General features: G+C 71.7%; 14 protein-coding genes. 6 read left to right on the forward strand and 8 right to left on the reverse strand.

Going from position 1 to position 16788, the window contains the following annotated elements:
• Position 1: 1 nt before the first annotated feature.
• The 5 genes from tpiA to FSYMDG_RS08290 all read left to right on the forward strand — a co-directional run bounded on the left by tpiA (position 2) and on the right by FSYMDG_RS08290 (position 5964).
• Positions 2-829 carry a triose-phosphate isomerase gene (tpiA, locus tag FSYMDG_RS08270; protein ID WP_013873105.1) on the forward strand — a complete coding sequence of 276 codons (828 nt, stop codon included), beginning with the start codon at positions 2-4 and terminating at the stop codon, positions 827-829.
• Positions 830-1065: 236 nt separating this feature from the next.
• Positions 1066-2799, forward strand: a complete 1734-nt coding sequence (locus FSYMDG_RS08275; protein WP_013873106.1) for an ABC transporter substrate-binding protein — start codon at positions 1066-1068, stop codon at positions 2797-2799.
• Positions 2800-3169: 370 nt separating this feature from the next.
• The gene (secG, locus tag FSYMDG_RS08280) at positions 3170-3400 is read left to right on the forward strand and encodes a preprotein translocase subunit SecG (protein ID WP_013873107.1); all 231 of its coding nucleotides are present in this window, start codon (positions 3170-3172) and stop codon (positions 3398-3400) included.
• Positions 3397-5175, forward strand: a complete 1779-nt coding sequence (locus FSYMDG_RS08285) for an ABC transporter substrate-binding protein (protein WP_237703040.1) — start codon at positions 3397-3399, stop codon at positions 5173-5175. Before secG ends, FSYMDG_RS08285 begins: the two co-directional genes overlap by 4 nt.
• Positions 5176-5628: 453 nt before the next feature.
• Positions 5629-5964, forward strand: a complete 336-nt coding sequence (locus FSYMDG_RS08290; protein WP_013873109.1) for an RNA polymerase-binding protein RbpA — start codon at positions 5629-5631, stop codon at positions 5962-5964.
• A 232-nt stretch (positions 5965-6196) separates the two neighbouring features.
• Here the strand turns inward: FSYMDG_RS08290 and pgl are convergent, their stop codons facing one another.
• The 4 genes from pgl to tal form a co-directional block, all read right to left on the reverse strand.
• Complete coding sequence (gene pgl, locus FSYMDG_RS08295; protein ID WP_013873110.1) at positions 6197-7045, reverse strand: 6-phosphogluconolactonase; 849 nt, start codon at positions 7043-7045, stop codon at positions 6197-6199.
• Positions 7045-8196, reverse strand: a complete 1152-nt coding sequence (locus tag FSYMDG_RS08300; protein ID WP_013873111.1) for a glucose-6-phosphate dehydrogenase assembly protein OpcA — start codon at positions 8194-8196, stop codon at positions 7045-7047. The genes pgl and FSYMDG_RS08300 overlap by 1 nt, the downstream gene beginning before the upstream one ends.
• Positions 8193-9725: a glucose-6-phosphate dehydrogenase gene (zwf, locus tag FSYMDG_RS08305; protein WP_013873112.1), complete on the reverse strand. Its 1533-nt coding sequence runs from the start codon at positions 9723-9725 to the stop codon at positions 8193-8195. Before zwf ends, FSYMDG_RS08300 begins: the two co-directional genes overlap by 4 nt.
• A gap of 139 nt (positions 9726-9864) precedes the next feature.
• Positions 9865-10995, reverse strand: coding sequence for a transaldolase (gene tal, locus FSYMDG_RS08310; protein WP_013873113.1), 1131 nt, complete (start codon positions 10993-10995; stop codon positions 9865-9867).
• Positions 10996-11729: 734 nt separating this feature from the next.
• Between tal and FSYMDG_RS08315 the strand changes: the two genes are divergently transcribed.
• Positions 11730-12716, forward strand: coding sequence for a heme o synthase (locus FSYMDG_RS08315; protein WP_083828459.1), 987 nt, complete (start codon positions 11730-11732; stop codon positions 12714-12716).
• A gap of 313 nt (positions 12717-13029) precedes the next feature.
• On the opposite strand, the gene FSYMDG_RS08320 is transcribed toward FSYMDG_RS08315, so the two are convergent.
• From FSYMDG_RS08320 to FSYMDG_RS08335, 4 genes are all read right to left on the reverse strand, one after another.
• Complete coding sequence (locus tag FSYMDG_RS08320; RefSeq protein ID WP_432763262.1) at positions 13030-14046, reverse strand: COX15/CtaA family protein; 1017 nt, start codon at positions 14044-14046, stop codon at positions 13030-13032.
• A gap of 103 nt (positions 14047-14149) precedes the next feature.
• Positions 14150-14998: an ABC transporter permease gene (locus tag FSYMDG_RS08325; protein ID WP_013873116.1), complete on the reverse strand. Its 849-nt coding sequence runs from the start codon at positions 14996-14998 to the stop codon at positions 14150-14152.
• Positions 14995-15936 (reverse strand): ABC transporter ATP-binding protein, encoded by a 942-nt coding sequence (locus FSYMDG_RS08330; RefSeq protein WP_013873117.1) that lies wholly within the window; start codon positions 15934-15936, stop codon positions 14995-14997. The genes FSYMDG_RS08325 and FSYMDG_RS08330 overlap by 4 nt, the downstream gene beginning before the upstream one ends.
• A 231-nt stretch (positions 15937-16167) precedes the next feature.
• Positions 16168-16668 (reverse strand): transcriptional regulator, encoded by a 501-nt coding sequence (locus tag FSYMDG_RS08335; protein WP_043605434.1) that lies wholly within the window; start codon positions 16666-16668, stop codon positions 16168-16170.
• Between the last annotated feature and the right edge of the window lie 120 nt (positions 16669-16788).

Consider the following 16788-nt stretch of genomic DNA (forward strand, 5'->3'; position numbering starts at 1 on the left):
GATGGCCGGTGACAAGAACGAGAAGAACAAGAACGAGAAGAAGCCCCGGGGGACGGGTCGGCGCACCCTGGTCGCGGGCAACTGGAAGATGAACCTCAACCATCTTGAGGCGATCGCGCTGGTTCAGAAGATCGCTTTCGACCTCAAGCCGGTCGAGCTCGACAATGCCGAGGTCGTCGTCCTGCCCCCGTTCACCGACCTGCGCAGCGTCCAGACCCTCGTCGACGGGGACAGGCTCGCGATCGGCTATGGCGCGCAGGACCTCTCCCCGCACAGCTCCGGCGCCCACACCGGGGACATCAGCGGGCCCCTGCTCGCCCGGCTGGGATGCAGCTATGTGGTGGTCGGCCACTCCGAGCGGCGCGCGAACCATCACGAGGACGACGCCCTGGTGGCGGCCAAGGCGCGGGCCGCCTACGCGCACGGGATCACCCCGATCCTGTGCGTGGGCGAGCCCGAGCCGGTGCGGGTGGCCGGTGACCATGCCACCTATGTCCTCGCGCAGCTCGACGGCTCCCTGGACGGGATCACCCTGGAGCAGGCACGCACGCTGGTCGTCGCCTACGAGCCGGTGTGGGCGATCGGCACCGGGCGGACCGCCTCCGCCCACGACGCGCAGGAGATGTGCGCGGCGATCCGGGGGCGGCTCGCCGCGCGTTTCGACGCGGGAGTCGCCGCGGTCATCCGTATTCTCTACGGTGGTTCGGTGAAGGGCTCCAACGCGGCGGAGCTGTTCACCCAACCCGACGTGGACGGCGGACTCGTCGGCGGCGCGAGCCTGGACGCGGTGGACTTCGCGGCGATCGTCCGCAGCGCCCCGCCGAGCTGACGGCGACCACGAACCGTCACCGGTTACACCGGTGACGCCGATCACGGGCTGTGCCGGCCGGCGCGGTCCGTGATCGCGATCGTTGCCGCGGGGAACAGCCGACGGACACGGCCGGCCCGGGGTGTGCTTGGGTGGCTTGCGGTGGTGGGGTGCGGTCCCACCGGGAAGGGGCGCAAACCCAAGTGGTCGCCAGGGCCATGCCGCGCTGTCGCGCGATCATCCGGGCCGGAACCGTCATGGTTGTCCTCGGCCTTCTTCTCGCCGCCTGCACGGGTGGGGGAGGCCGTCGGCAAGCCCCGTCCGACCCGTCAGGCCCACCCACGGCGATCAGTGACCGGGTCATCGCCGCCTCGCCGCGCGACGGCGGGACGCTGCGGGTGCTTGCCACCGTCGACTGCGACTCCTGGGATCCCCAGCGCACCGCGTCCCTCCACTGCTGGAACCAGCAGCGGTGGATCTCCCGGCAGCTGGTGACATACGCGCCCAGCCCCGGCGTGGTCAAGCTGGCCGGTGATCTCGCCACCGAGGTGCCGTCCTCAAAGGACCTGCGCACCTGGACGTACACGCTCCGGGAGGGGCTGGCCTTCGAGGACGGCACCCCGATCACATCCCGGGACGTCAAGTACGGGATCGAGCGGGCCTTCGCCCCGGAGTTGGCCGGCGGCGGCTCCGACGCCAGCTCCGGCGCCGGCGAGGTGGTGCGGCTTCTCCAGGACGAGAAGAACCCCTACCGGGGTCCCTACACCGATCCCACACCCGACCGTCTCGGGCTGGCCTCGGTGACCACACCGGACGAGAAGACCATCACGTTCCGGCTCAACCGGCCGTTCGCGGACTGGAACCTCCTGATGGCCTCCCCGGTCTCCACGCCGGTACCGCGGGCGCACGACACCGGCGCCGGGTACGGATCCCGTCCGGTGGCATCCGGACCATACAAGATCGAAAACTATCGTCCGGGTGAATCCCTCACCCTCGCGCGCAACCCGCGGTGGGACCGGCAGACCGACCCGAACCGCCCCGCCCACCCCGACCGCGTCGTCGAACGCATGGGGCTCGCCGCGGCCGACATCGACAGCCGCATCCTGACCGACCAGGCCGACATCGCCGCCGACCAGAGCGGCGTGGGCGCCGAGGCCGCCGCCCGGATCAGCGCGAATCCCGGCCTGCGCGCGGCCCGCACCACCAGCGAGGCCACCGGCGGGCTGCGCTACCTGGCCGTGGTCACCAAGGTCGCGCCGTTGGACAACCTCGCCTGCCGCAACGCCGTGGCCTGGGCGGTGGACAAGAGCGCACAACAGACCGCGCGGGGCGGCCCCCTCGTCGGGGGCGACATCGCGGCCACGATGCTCACCCCGCCGGTGCACTCCTTCTCCTGGTTCGACCTCTTCCCGAGCCCCGACGGCAGCGGGGACCTCGCAAAGGCAAAAACGGAACTGAACTCCTGCGGCCGGCCGGACGGCTTCGCGACCACCCTGGTCACCCGGTCGGATCCGCTCTCCCTCGCCCAGGCCGAAGCCGTCCGCGTCGCGCTCGCCCGGGTCGGTATCACGATCACCGTCGCGAAGTTCGACGACGCCGGGTACACCGCGGCAGTGGACAGCCCCGATCAGGTCCACACCATGAAGTACGGCCTCGTCCTGGCCGCCGGCGCGGCCACCCGGCCGACGCCGTACGCGTTCCTCGCCCCGCTCGCCGCCAGCGGCTCGATCCGGCCGCAACACAACACCAACGTCGCCGAACTGGCCCTGCCCGCGGTCGACCAGGGCCTGGAGCAGGGCATCGGGACCGCTGACAGCGAGGACACGGCGAGCCGGTGGACGCAGATGGACCGGGCGATCGTGGGGTCCGCCGCCTACGTCCCGCTGCTCTACGACCGGGCGCTCAACGTCTACAGCAGCCGGCTTACCAACATCCATTACTCGCCCGGGTTCATGATGACGGACTTCGCCTCGCTCGGTGTCGTACCGTAGGGCGTCATGGCGGCCCGGCGGAGGGCCACGGCTCGCACGGGCCTGATCCGACGGGCCTGATCTGATGGTGATGCGCCGTGCCGGCCGCGGGATCGCTGTGCGGTAGCTTGGCAGGATCGCCGCCAGCCAGTCCCGCCGAAAGTAGTGCAATGATCGTCCATTGCACTGCCGGAGGCTGTTGGATCGATATGGGCGACTGCGGTGCGAAGATCTTTCTTCGCACCGTCGGAGGCTGTCAGGGTGCGGGTATGGCCGGAGGGGGTGCGATCATGGTTCCTCGTGTCGGGCCTCCTGTCGCGCCGCGTGAGGATGCGGCAGGGCTGAGTGGCTTACATGATCACGGGATGACGGTACGGGAGCGGGTCCGGAGATGACTGTTGGGCTGTCGATTGTCCTGATCATCACGAGTGTGCTTCTGATGCTGCTCGTTCTGTTGCACCGGGCCAAGGGAGGCGGGCTGTCCAGCCTGTTCGGCGGCGGTGTCTCCTCCTCGCTCGGGGGCTCCTCGGTGGTGGAGAAGAACCTCGACCGATTGACGGTCATGATTGGGCTGATCTGGCTCACCTGCATCATCGGCCTCGGCCTCCTGCTCAAGGAGTGAGCAGCCGCCGACGCACCTGGATGCCGGCCCGGCTCCTCTGCCTGGTTGTCCTTGCCACGGTCGTGGCCTGCGGCGGTGGTGGGCAGCCGGCACCCGCACCGGTGACTTCGATTACACCCACGGTCACCAGTGATCCAACGGACAAGCCGGGTGGCACCCTGCGCCTGGTCACCGGGGCGATGCCCAGCGGCGACCCGGGCTGGGCGACGGACGCCGGTTCGCGGATGCTGCTGCGGCTGGTCTCCCGTCAGCTCTACTCCTACCGGGCCAGCCCCGACCCGGTCTTCACCGCCGCGCCCCTGCCGGACCTGGCCGTCGGGCCGCCGGTGGTCAGCGAGGACGGGAAGACCCACACCGTCACCCTGCGCCCGTCCGCGCGCTGGGACACCCCCGGGGTCAGGCGGGTCACCGCGACCGATGTCGCCCGCGGCATCAAGCGGTTGTGCACGCCGCCGAACCCGTCGCCCATGCGCGGCTACTTCGCCGCGACGGTCGTCGGTTTCGCCACCTACTGTGACGAACTGATGAAGACCCCGCCCGAGGGGGTGCGTGACTTCATCGAACGTCGCGGTATCGACGGCGTCCAGGTCATCGGTGACGACTCGATCGAGTTCCACCTGCTCGCTCCGGCCGCGGACTTCACCGACGTACTGGCCCTGCCCGCGGCCTCACCGGTGCCGCTGGAGGCCCTCGTCTACGCCCCGAACTCGCCCGAGTACCTGGAGAACCTGATCTCCGACGGGCCGTACCACTTCGGTAACACGCTCGGTGACGAAAGCTATCGGCTGTCGCGCAACCCGGCATGGGTTGCCTCGTCCGACGGCATCCGCCCGGCACTTGCCGATCATGTCACGGTGCGTACCGGCGTTGACGCGGCCACCGCCCAGGCCGAGATAGACGCGGACCGGGCGGACATGGCGATGGACAGCACTGTCCCCGCCGCCGACGTGACAGCGCTGGATGCTCAGGCCGACGGCAGGCTGTCCACGGACGGCCCCGGTTCCACCGTGCTGCTCACCGTCGGCCTGCACGGCCCGGCGTCGGCGGCGCTGGGCGGCGGCGGCGTCCGGCAGGCGCTGGTGTACTGCGTGGACCGCGCCGCCGTGGCCGCGGCGCTGGGCGGGCCCGTCCTGGCCACCACCACCGCGCAGATGCTGCAGCCGGCCATGACCGGTTTCCAGTCGCGCGACCCGTTCCCGACGCTGGGGTCGACGGGCGATCCGGCGCGCTGCCGGGAGGGGACACGGACCGCCGCCGACGGCGGCCCCCTGACCACCCTGGTCCTGCTCACCACGGACTCCGCCGAGGACGCCGCCGTCGCGTCGGCGCTGCGGGACGCCTTCGCCCGCGCGGGGGTGACGCTGCGGGTCGAGGCGGTCCCCGCCGCGGACTACCCGGGCGTCGCTGTCCCGTCGAGCACGGTGGGCTGGGACCTCGCCCTGACCAGGGTGACGCCGCAGTGGTTCGGCAATGCCGGGCGCAGCGTGTTCCAGCCGTTGTTGGAGCCGCAGTGGTCGGGCTCTCGGCCGGCCGACGGCGGATACCGCAACGACCGGATCGCGCAGCTGCTGCGGGACGCCCTCGGGGAGCGTGACCCGGCCGCGCTGTCCACCCGTTGGGGCGACCTGGAGCGGGAACTGCTCACCGATGCCGCGATCATTCCACTCGCGGTCACCGTCACGCCACGTTTCCACAGCGCCAACGTCCGTGGCTTTCTGCGGGTCCCCTCACTGGACGCAGCCGACCCCACCGCCATCTCCCTCGGCATCGCCTAGCCGCCCGAAAAGCCCCTCAAGCATCCCACGCCACCCGTCCTCGGGGTGGCGTGGGCAGGGGTGGCGTGGGCAAGGGTGTTGCCGCGGGTGCTCTGCCGGGCCTGTCAGGGCGACTGCCGTTCGGCGTCTGGGCAGAGGTTATGCGATCATGGTTTGTCGCGTGCTCGGAGGCCGCTTCCCAGTACTCCGGCCGAAGGGTATGCGATCATGCCTGTCGCGTGCTCGGAGGCCGCTTCCCAGTGACAGAGCGAAATCGATTGAGGATGGATCCGCGGGGCGCTCCGAGAGGAGCGGCGGCGGCGTTCGGTCACCAGGGCGGACTGTGAGGGTGACCGATGGTGGTCGGTGCGACGAGATCGGGCCTTCTCGTCTTACACTCGGTCAGGCCGGCTGGCGGCTGGGGGGCCGGATCCGGAGTCAATCAGCGGGACGAGACAAAGGAGCATGCGGACCGTGGCAGGTGGTAACGCCATCAGAGGAAGTCGGGTAGGGGCGGGACCCATGGGGGAAGCCGAACGCGGTGAGACGGCCCCGCGACAGCGGATTTCCTTCTGGTGCGCCAACAATCACGAGACCAGACCGTCGTTCGCCGCGGACGCCACGATTCCCGAGACCTGGGACTGCCCGAACTGTGGCTTCCCGGCGGGTCGTGACCGCGACAACGCGCCCGCTCCGCCCAAGACCGAACCGTACAAAACTCACCTCGCCTACGTTCGGGAGCGGCGCAACGAGAAGGACGGGGAGGCGATTCTGGCCGAGGCGCTGGCCAAGCTGCGCGGCACCGCATAGCCACGCGGCGGCATAGCCGCACAACACCGCACAGCCGCACGACACCGCACACACAGCCGCGCGGCGGTACCGCGTAGCCGGCGTGGTAGCGCACAGCCGGCGCGTGCCGTCCGGCCGGCGGGGCCTGGACACGACGATCACTGTCCGGGCCCCGCTGGCCGGCTCCGCCGCCAGAGATGAAGATCTTTACGCTGTCAGGACTGTAGACGACAGCGTTCTGGTCGGGGGAGGCTCATCCCGCTGAGACCCGGCGCGCCGGCGATGCCCCGGCGCTGACGGGCCTGGCCGCGGCGGCCCGGTCCACCAGCCACAGTGTGCGTTGCCGGCCGCGCGCCCCCACCGCCGGAATATCGGCCGGTGCCGCGCCGGAGAACGCGCGGGCCACCGCGTCCGCCTTTGCCTCGCCCGCGGCAAGGAGCCAGACCTCGTGCGCCGCCTGGATCGTGGGCAGCGTGAGCGAGATCCGGGTGGGCGGCGGCTTCGGGGAATGATGCACCGCGACGGTGGCGGTACGGGCGTGGACGGCCGAGGAACCGGGGAAGAGCGAAGCCACGTGCCCGTCCGGCCCGACCCCGAGCAGCAACACGTCGAAGGACGGGACCGCCACCGTGCCCGCGGCCGCGGCGGCCCCGGTGGGTGCGTACTCGGCGAGCAGCCGGGCGTAGGCGGTCGCGGCGGACTCCGCCGCGTCGGTGCCGGTGACAGCGCTGGTGCCGGTGGCCGCGCCGGTGCCGTCAGCGGCGTCCGCGCTGCCCATCGGGAAGACCCGGGCCGGATCGAGGGGGAGTGCGTCGAGCAGCGCCTGACGGGCCTGCCGGTCGTTGCGGTCGGCCGAGCCCGCAGGCACGAAACGCTCGTCGCCCCACCAGACGTCCACCCGGCTCCAGTCGACCGTTTCGACGAGCGGGCTGTCGCGCACCGCCCGCAGCGTGGCCACCCCGATACCGCCACCGGTGAGGACCACCGACGCGCTGCCGCGGGTGGCCTGCGCGTCCAGCAGGCTGATGACCAGCCGGGCGGCGGTCGCGGTGGCCAGCAGTTCCGGGTCGCGATGGACGATGACTTCGGGTGACGTGCTCATCAGCCGGATGCCCTGGCGCCGTTGCCCGCCGGGTTTGTCCCCGGCGTGGTGGTGACGGCCGGGTCCGCCGGGCCTGCCGTGGCTGTCGCCCCCGCACCGCCCGCGCTCCCCGCGGCACCGTTGCCGTCGGCACCGTCTACACCGTCGGCACCGCCGCCACTGTTGTCCGTGGCCCCGGTGTTCTCCGGCGCCATCGGGTCGCGCCAGACGTGTTCGCGGACCGCCGGCCGGGAGGCCAGCCCCGCTATCCCGCTCCAGGCCGACAGCGCGTCCGCGTAGGGCTCGTCGTCGTCGAGCCGGCGCAGTTCCTCGGCCAGCAGGTCGCCGAGGCCGCGTTCGGGCAGCGGCAGGGCGCGGTCGGGCCGGCCGGGCCGGCGCAGCAGCGCGGTGTGGCTGTCCTGACGGGCCAGCGTCAGCTCATCGTCGTGGTCGAAGTCGACGCGTATCTCGGTCGGCCCGCCCCGGGACACCGTCTCGGACACCGTGACCGGCACGTGCAGGCGGTCGGCGAGCCAGCCGGAGAGCAGACAGACGCTCGGGTCCGTCGGACTGCCCGCGATGGTGACCGACCGTGGCTGCTCGGTGATCGAGTCGAAGGCGGCGGCGGTCAGCGTCCGCCAGCCGGTCAGCCGCGTCCACGCCAGGTCGGTGTCGCCGGGCGCGAAGTCCACCGCGCGGCGCCGCAGCGCCGCCACCGGGTCGGGGGCCGCGGCCGCGTCGCTGACCCGGCGGTCGGCGAAGACGCCCAGCGGGTCGTAGGCGATCCGGTCCGGGGGCTCGCCGTCCCACCAGGTCACCACCGGCGCGTCCGGCGCGAGCAGCGGCAGCACCACCGACTCGGCGTGCAGGCCGAGCCGGCCGTACATCCGCATGACCACGGCCTCACCGGGGCCGAGCCGCCCGCCGATGGAGACCTCCGCGTCCAGCCTGGAGTTGGGGGCGTCCAGCTGGCGGCGCACGATGATGAGCAGCCGGCACGGGTGGGCCGCCGCCGCGGTCGTCGCCGCGCTCTCGGCAGCGCTGACGTGCTTCTCGTCCACCACGACCACCAGGGTCAGGGCCAGGCCGAAGGCGAGCGCGCCGGCCGAGCGCCGCTCGGCCGCCAGCGCCCTGACCACGTCGGTGCCGGTGGTGTCCCACAGGGTTGTCACGGTCGCCTCCAGCAGCGCCCGTCACGGGCGAGCATCTCGTCGGCGGCGGCAGGCCCCCACGTCCCGGCCCGGTAGAGGTGGGGGGCGGAGCCGGCCCAGAAGTCCTCCATCGGGTCGATCACCCGCCACGACTCGATCACCTCGGCGTTGTTCGGGAACAGCGTCGCGTCCCCGAGCAGCACGTCGAGGATGAGCCGCTCGTACGCCTCGGGCAGCGACTCGGTGAACGCCTCGCCGAAGAGGAAGTCCATGGCGACGTTGCGGACCTCCATCGCGGATCCCGGGACCTTGGAGCCGAACTTCAGCGTCACGCCCTCGTCCGGCTGGACCCGCACCACCAGCTGGTTGTGGCCGAGCTCGGAGGTGTCGGTGGCGTCGAAGGGCAGGTGTGGAGCCGGCTTGAACGAGATGGCGATCTCGGTCACCCGGCGCGGCAGCCGCTTGCCGGTGCGCAGGTAGAACGGGACGCCCGCCCACCGGCGGGTCTCGATCCCCAGCCGGACGGCGGCGAAGGTCTCCGTGCGCGAGCCCGCCGGGACGCCGTCCTCCTCCAGATAGCCCCGGACCCGCTGGCCGGCGAGCCAGCCCTGCTCGTACTGGCCCCGCACCGCGTAGCTGGCAAGGTCGTCCGGCAGCGAGACAGCCCGCAGGATCTTGAGTTTCTCGTACCGGATGGCCTCGGCGTTGAAGCTCACCGGCTCCTCCATGGCGGTCAGCGCCAGCAACTGGAGCAGGTGGTTCTGCAGCACGTCCCGGGCGGCGCCGGTCTCGTCGTAGAAACCGGCCCGCGTGCCGATGCCGACGTCCTCGGCCATGGTGATCTGGACGGAGTCGACGAAGTGGGAGTTCCAGATCGGTTCGAACAGGGTGTTGGCGAACCGCAGCGCCAGCAGGTTCTGAACGGTCTCCTTGCCCAGGTAATGATCGATACGGAACACGTCGGGCGCGGTGAACACGTCGTCCACGAGCTCGTTGAGGGCGCGGGCGGACTCCTGGTCGTGGCCGAAGGGCTTCTCCACCACGACCCGCCGCCAGCCGCCGGACGCCTCGTTCGAGGCCATCCCGGTGCGCTGCATCTGCTTGAGGACGACCGGGAACGCCGACGGCGGGATGGACAGGTAGAACGCCGCGTTGCCCGGGATGCCGTGGCTGTGCTCGAGGTCGAGCAGGGTCTTCGCGAGCGTGTCGAAGGCCTGGTCGTCGTTGAACGACCCCTGGACGAACTTCACCGACGAGGCCAGGCGGTCCCAGACCTCCTCCCGGAACGGCGTCCGGGCGCCCTTCTGTGCGGCCTCCCGGAGGACCTCGGCGAAGCTGTCGTCGTCCCAGTCGCGCCGGGCGAAACCCAGCAGCACGAAGCCGGGCGGCAGCAGGCCCCGGTTCGCCAGGTCGTAGACGGCCGGGATGAGCTTCTTGCGGGCCAGGTCGCCGGTGACCCCGAAGACCACCAACGCGCATGGGTCGGGCAGGCGTGGCAGCCGGCGGTCCCGCGGGTCGCGCAGCGGGTTGGCGCGCACCGTTGGCGTCACCCGAACTCCCCTCCTCGTTGTCGTGGGGTTCCCTCGTCTGGCTTCATCTGGTGGCTCCGCCTGTCCGGGTTTCTGGGTTGCCGTCCGTCGGGCTTCTCGTGGCACAGGTCTGTCAGGCCTGTCAGGTCAGGCAGGCCTGTCAGCCGGCGAGCGCTTCCGGCCGGCTGCCGGCGGTCGCGAGCTGTTCCCCGATCGCCGTCAGCAACTGGTTCCAGGAGTCCACGAACTTCTCCACACCTTCGCGTTCGAGCACCTCGACGACGTCGGGGAACGAGATGCCAAGGTCGGCCAGGGCGGCCAGCACCGCGTGGGCGTCGTCGTAGTACGGCCTGATCGTGTCGCCCCGGACCACCCCGTGGTCGGCGAACGCGTGCAGTGTTGCCTCCGGCATCGTGTTGACCGTGCCCGGGGCCACCAGCTCCGCCACGTAGATCGTATCCGGCAGGGACGGGTCCTTCGCGGACGTGGACGCCCACAGCGGCCGCTGCGGCCGGGCACCGGCCTTCGCCAGCGCCGACCAGCGTTCGGTGGCGAACGCCTGCTCGTAACGCTGGTAGGCCAGCCGCGCGTTGGCGACCGCGGCCTTACCGCGTAGGGCCTTTGCCTCGGCGGTGCCGATCTTCTCCAGCCGGCGGTCCACCTCGGTGTCGACCCGGCTGACGAAGAACGACGCGACCGAGACGATGCCGGCGGGCTCCCGCCCGGCCGCCACGGCCCGCTCGATGCCGGTCATGAACGCGTCCATCACCGCGTCGTAGCGGTCGAGCCCGAAGATCAGCGTGACGTTGACGCTGATACCCGCGGCGAGCGTGGCGGTGATCGCCGGCAGGCCGGCAAGGGTGGCCGGGATCTTGATGAACAGGTTCGGCCGGTCGACCAGCCACCACAGCGCGCGAGCCTCGGCCACGGTGCGTTCGGTGTCGTGGGCGAGCCGCGGGTCGACCTCGATCGACACCCGGCCGTCCACCCCGCCGCTGGCCTCGTAGGCGGGGCGCAGCACGTCACAGGCGGCGCGGACGTCCGCGGTCGTGATCGCGCGGACGGCCTCGCCGATGTCCACGCCGCGGACGGCCAGGTCACGCAGCTGCTCGTCGTAGGCCGATCCGGTGCTGATCGCCTTCTGGAAGATGGTCGGGTTGCTGGTGACACCGACGACGCTGCGGGTGCGCACCAGCTCGGCGAGGTTGCCGGTCCGCAGCCGGTCCCGGCTGATGTCGTCGAGCCAGACCGCCACGTCGGCGGCGGACAGCAGAGCCAGGGGGTCGGTCATTGTGGTGGACGTCCTCTCCGGGGGCGCTGGCGTGCTGGTGGACGGTTCGACGCTTGCGGTCGTCATGTCCATTGTGGTCGGCGCGCGATGCCGGTCAGCGCCGGACCGTGGCGGTGGGGGCAGACCCACCACTGCCACCAGTACCGGCAGGGGGCGGGCGTCCACCGTTGCCGGTACGAATGGATCAGGTGCCGGTACGAACGGAGCAGGCCCAGCACCGTTGCCGGTACCGACAGGTGTGGGCCTGCCACTCCTGCCGGGGGCGGGCCTGCCCCCGCCACCCTTGCCGGTATGGATGGACCTACCCTCTCGCGCTTCCCTCACCCCCGCGCCCGGACAGCTCACGAAGCTTGGGAAAAGTTAGCGAGAACACTGTCTTCCGGCTAATCAGCTCGATGATTCCGCCAACCGCCAACCGCCAACCGCCAACCGCCAACCGCCAACCGCCAACCGCCAACCGCCAACCGCCAACCGCCAACCGCCAACCGCGGCGGGGCCGGGTCGCCAGCACCGACCGGGAGACGATCAGGGAGATGGATCTTCTTCCGGACGGGTCGCGCGCCCGCCGCGGCATCCGGCGGCTAGACTCCGACACGTCGTAGAACCACGCCGCGAAGCCCCGGCACTCCCGGGGCCCCGAGTCCGGGCGGGTGGCCTGTGTCCCCGCCGATCGCGAGGTCGTCCTGTCCGCCCTGGCCGCGTCCACGCCGGTAGCCAGCCTGCCGAAGCCGCCCATGCCCGCGCAGCCGGCCGCCGGCGGGCGTGGCGGGCCGACCGGTCCGACCGGTCCGAGCGGCTCGCCCGACCCGGGCGAGCCGGGCAGGTCGACGAGGTCCCGGCGTCCGGTCGGGGCGCTCGCGCGCTCCTACGTCGCCCTGACCAAGCCGCGGATCATCGAGCAGCTTCTGATCACGACCATCCCGGTCATGCTGCTGGCCGAGCACGGGCTGCCCTCGCCGTGGCTGATACTCGCGACGCTGGTCGGCGGGACGTTCGCGGCGGGCAGCGCCAACACGTTCAACTGCTACATCGACCGCGACATCGACCAGGTGATGGCCCGCACCCGCACCCGGCCGCTGGTGCGGGCGAACGTCACGCCCGCGGAGGCGCTGCGCTTCGGCTTCCTGTTGGGTGTCGCCGCGACTCTGCTGTTCGGTTTCGCGGTCAACTGGCCGTCGGCGCTGCTCGCCGACGCGGCGATTGCGTTCTATGTCTTCGTCTACACCCTCGGACTCAAGCGCCGTAGCCCGTCCAACATCGTCATCGGTGGCGCGGCCGGCTGTTTCCCGGTGCTCATCGGCTGGTCCGCGGTGACCGGCACGATCGGCTGGCCCGCCGTCCTGCTCTTCGCGGTCATCTTCTTCTGGACCCCGCCGCACTTCTGGGCGCTGGCCATCAAGTACCGGGACGACTACGCCGCCGCCGGGATCCCGATGCTGCCGGTAGTGGCCTCTCCGACGGTGGTCGCCAGGCGGATACTCGGCTACTCGTACGTGATGGTCGCCACGTCCCTGCTGCTCGTCCCGGTCGCGGACACGGGATGGCCCTACCTGGTCGTGGCCGCGCTGCTCGGCGGATGGTTCCTGGTCGAGGCGCACCGGCTGGTCCACTCCGTCCGCCGCGGCGGGCAGATCCGCCCCATGCGGCTGTTCCATCTGTCCATCACCTACCTGACACTCCTGTTCGCCGCGGTGGCCCTGGCCGCCCTGTGGCACCCGTAGGCGAAAGCCGTCTACCTGCCGTCCGCTGGCCCGACCCGCTGAGCTCGGGCGGACAGATTCCGCCTGACGGAGCCCGCAACGGAACCGCTGCCCGGGGAACCGCTGCCCGGCCTCCGCGGTCGTCCAGGTGGGAACCGTCGCTGGGACCACCTACAGGTGAGCGGGAGGCAGACAACCGTAGGTCGTTTCCGTTGCCCTGACGACGGTTTTCACCTACGGCAGCGGATGGCGTAGGTGAAAACCGTCATCATCGTGACGGAAACCACCTACAGGCACAGGCCGTGAGGTACGGGCGCGGGCGGCTGGAGTGGGGTTACAGCGGGGCTTTCGACCGGTGCTGGTCGGCGGTGCCAGCGGCGTCACCGCTGGTGGGGTCGTCGGCGGCGGGGGCGCCGGCGGTGGGGTCGGCGGGGTGGCCGGTCGGTGGTGGCCGCCGGGGGCCGGGCGGGGATGCGGGCAGGTCGACCGGCGCCGGTCGGTTGACCATGGCCAGCCAGACGTGCAGGGCGGCGATCCACAGCGCGGTGGCCCCGGCTATGTGCAGTTCCACCAGCGCGACCGGGACCCCGGTGAAGTACTGGACGAACCCGACGCCGGCCTGGGCGACCGTGATGACGGCGAGCGCGTTGCTCGCGCGAACCGCCTCCCATGACGCGCCACCGACACGCACCGTAAGGACCGTCGCGATGACCAGCCCGACCAGGAGCATCGCGGCGTCGGCGTGTAGCTGCGCGACGTTGGTGATGTCGAACCCGAACCGTTTCGCCTCGGCGGAGTCCCCGCTGTGCGGCCCGGTTCCGGTGACCACCGTGCCGAGGACGAGCACCGCCCCGGCGACGCCCACCAGCAGCCGGGACAGCCAGCGCAGCTCGCGCCCGCCCGCCGGCCGGGCCGGGCCCGGGCCGGCGCGGGCCCGGCGGTCGAGCGCCACGACGTCGAGCAGCAGCAGCATGGACAGCAGGAAATGCCCCGCCACCAGCGCGGGATGCAGCTTGAACAGAACGGTCAGGCCACCGAGCACCACCTGGCCGAGGAAGCCCAGCCACAGTCCGAACGCGAGCAGGACGAGGTCACGGCGGCGCTCGCGCAGCCGTAACGACACCAGCGGCAGCAGGAGCATCACCGCCCCGACGACGGTGGTCAGCAGCCGGTTGCCGAACTCGATCCAGCCGTGCACGGAGTACTCCGACTGCGTGACGAACGAGTCCTCGCCGCATCTGGGCCAGGTGGGGCAGCCGAGCCCGGAGCCGGTGAGCCGGACCGCGCCGCCGGTGACCACGATTAGCGCGAGCAGGACAACGCTGACGCGGGTGAGCCGCTGGAAGACCACCGGACTCACCGTGGGTAGTCGTAGTGGCTGCCGCATGTTCATTCCCGTGGATACTACCGTCTGTAGAAGTCCGGGTCCGGCGTTCCTGCTCCGACCGGTGCCCCTACTCCCATCTGAAGGTCCGGGCCGCCAGCGCCAGGGAGCCGACCGCCCAGGCACACAGCACGAGCAGATCGCCGACGGGCAGGCCGGCGCCGTCCTGCAGGACGGCCCGCAGGCCGTCGGAGGCGGCCGCGGTGGGCAGCGCCTGGCCCACCGCCTCCAGCCAGCCCGGCAGCCGGGACAGCGGGACGATCACCCCGCCGACGAGCAGCAGCAGCAGGTAGACGCCGTTGGCGGCGGCCAGCGTCGCCTCCGCCCGCAGGGTGCCCGCCATCAGCAGCCCCAGGCCGCAGAACGCGACGGTGGCCACCAGCAGGAGCAGCGCCACCCACCACGGCCGGCCGTGCGGGTGCCAGCCGAGGGCGAAGCCGACCGCGACCAGCACCGCGACCTGGATGAGCTCCACGGCGACCACGGCCAGCGTCTTGCCTGCCAGCAGGAGCGAGCGGGGCAACGGGCTGGCGCCGAACCGTCGCAGCACGCCGTAGGAACGCTCGAAACCGGTCGCGATCGCCTGCCCGGTGAACGCCGTCGACATGACCGCGAGCGCCAGGATGCCTGGGACGAGGAAGTCCACCGAGCGGGCGCCGTCGGTGGGAAGCACGTCCACGGCGGTGAAGAACAGCAGCAGGCCGACCGGGATGACCAGGGTGAGCAGCAGCGACTCCCCGCGCCGTAGCGTCAGCTTCAGCTCGATCGTCGTCTGCGCGCGCAGCATGTTCCACCGGCGCGCCGCCCCCGGCGCGGGACGCAGGTCCAGCGGCTGTCGCACGCCCGCGGCGGAGCCGGAGCCGACCGGCCTGGCCGGTTTCCCGCTCCGGCCGCCGATCGGTACCTCCGTGTCGGTCATGGCCGCAACGCCGAACCGGTGAGTTCCACGAACACGTCCTCAAGACTGCGCTGTTCGACCTGGAGGTCCTCGGCCATCACGCCATTGCCCGCGCACCAGGCGGTCACCGCGGCGAGCATCTGCGGGTCGACCTTCCCCTGTATGACATAGCGCCCGGGCGGTCCCTCCCTGGCGACGGTGCCGCTGGGCAGGGCCAGCTCCAGCCGGTCGATGTCGAGGCCGGCCAGCGCCCGGAACCGCAGTTCCCCCTTGGCGCCGCCGCTGGTCAGCTCGGCCGGGGAGCCCGCCGCGAGGACCTTGCCGTGGTCGACGATGACGACGTGGTCGGCGAGCCGCTCCGCCTCGTCCATGGCGTGGGTGGTCAGCACCACCGTGACCCCGGCTATCCGCAGCTGTTCGATCAGCTCCCAGGTGGCGCGGCGGGCCTGCACGTCCATGCCGGCGGTGGGCTCGTCGAGGAAGACCAACTCCGGACGGCCGACGAGGGCCATCGCCAGAGACAGGCGCTGCTGCTGGCCGCCGGAGAGACGGCGGTAGGGCATCCCGGCCACTTCGGTGATGCCGACACGCTCGAGCAGGGCGGTGACGTCCAGCGGGTCGCGGTGGTGCGCGGCGATCAGGGCGAGCATCTCACCGGCGCGGGCGCCCGGGTACACCCCGCCGGACTGGAGCATGACTCCCACCCGTGGGCGCAGAGCGGGTCCGTCGCGGGCGGGGTCGAGCCCGAGTACCCGCACGTGGCCGGCGTCCGGGCGTCGGAACCCCTCGCAGATCTCGATCGTGGTCGTCTTGCCGGCACCGTTCGGGCCGAGCAGCGCCGTGACCGAACCCGCCACAACGGTCAGCGACAGGTCGTTGACAGCATGTATGGCCCGGTTCGAGCGTGGCCAGTAGGTCTTGACCAGGCTGGAAACCTCGACTGCCAGGTCGTCCGCCACACACGCGATCCTACGGACCTTTGCCGCCGTAGGTGCGACCGGAACCACCCGGATGCGGTCAGAACCCCTCAGCGACCCGCCCGCGGCGTTCGTCGGGCGGCCACCGGCGACGGCCGGGAACGAGGCCAAGGGGCGTGGGGGAGTGCGGGAAACAGCGTCGGGACCGGCGCTGGGGGACGGTGTCGGGAACGGGGCTGGGGGACGGCGTCGGGACCGGGGTCAGGAACGGGGTCAGGAACGGGGCTGGCCGCGCCGCCCGCGCGGCAGGGCGGGTCGCTGCCCGGATCCCGGCTCGACGAGCGTGCCCCACGCGCGCAGCCGCTCGTAGAGCAGCGGCGGCGTCGTGCTGTAGAGCCGCGCCAGCGAGAGCAGGTCCGTGCGACGCAGGCGCAGCACGTCCCGGGAGCTCTCCGAACGCAGCACCTGCACGATCGCGATCCAGCGCCGCAGCGGGCCGGTCCGGGTCGGTGGCAGCTTGCGCAGCCGCTGCAGGTCGATGGCCAGCGGCGGCAGGCCGGCCAGTTCGGAGCGGTCCGTCTGGGACGGGATGAGCACAACCGCGGTCACGTCGTAGAGCTCGGCCAGCTCCATCAGGCGGTGTACCCGCAGGGAGCGGCGTCCCCGCTCATAGGCGCCCAGGGTGCCGGCGGTCCAGCGCCCGTTCGTACGCTCCTGGACGTCGACGAGGGACATGCCGCGCCGGTGGCGGGCGGCTCGCAGCCGGCGTCCCAGCTCCGCCGCGTAGTCGTCGCGCTGCGGGCTCGTGCCGGTCTTACCGCTACCGGCCTTACCGGTGCCGGCGGCGTCCGGGGCGGATCCGGAGATGCCGGCCAGGTCAGCGTCGGGCTTGCG

The organism is Candidatus Protofrankia datiscae (genome assembly GCF_000177615.2).
Classification (GTDB): domain Bacteria; phylum Actinomycetota; class Actinomycetes; order Frankiales; family Frankiaceae; genus Protofrankia; species Protofrankia coriariae.